The organism is Metabacillus sp. 113a, from assembly GCF_050107635.1.
Taxonomy (GTDB): Bacteria; Bacillota; Bacilli; order Bacillales; family Bacillaceae; genus Metabacillus_B.
The window spans coordinates 1-315 of sequence record NZ_JBNILJ010000043.1 but is presented as its reverse complement, the minus strand read 5'-3'; the positions used below and the strand labels follow the sequence as shown (position 1 = coordinate 315).

The following is a 315-nucleotide window of genomic DNA, read 5'->3' as shown; positions in this document are numbered from 1 at the left end:
ACATGTGCTCTATCAGAAATACGTAAGTTATCAGTGCTTACTCCACGGTCATGTAAATATTTTAATTCTTTTATTAATGCTTTAGGATCTACAACCATTCCGTTACCGATAACACAAGTTTTGTCGTTATAAAAGATTCCAGAAGGTATTAAGTGTAATTTATATGTTTCACCGTTAAATTTAATTGTGTGTCCTGCGTTATTACCGCCTTGGTAACGTGCAATAAGCTCTGCATTCTCAGAAAGAAAATCGGTAATTTTTCCTTTTCCTTCGTCTCCCCATTGTGTTCCTACTACGACTACTGATGCCATAGAG

1 protein-coding gene is annotated in these 315 nt (G+C 35.9%); it reads right to left on the bottom strand.

The window, feature by feature from the left end:
• On the bottom strand, window positions 1-311 hold a 311-nt coding region (locus tag ACQCVE_RS19630; RefSeq protein ID WP_426863671.1), incomplete at its 3' end, for an adenylosuccinate synthetase.
• Between the last annotated feature and the right edge of the window lie 4 nt (window positions 312-315).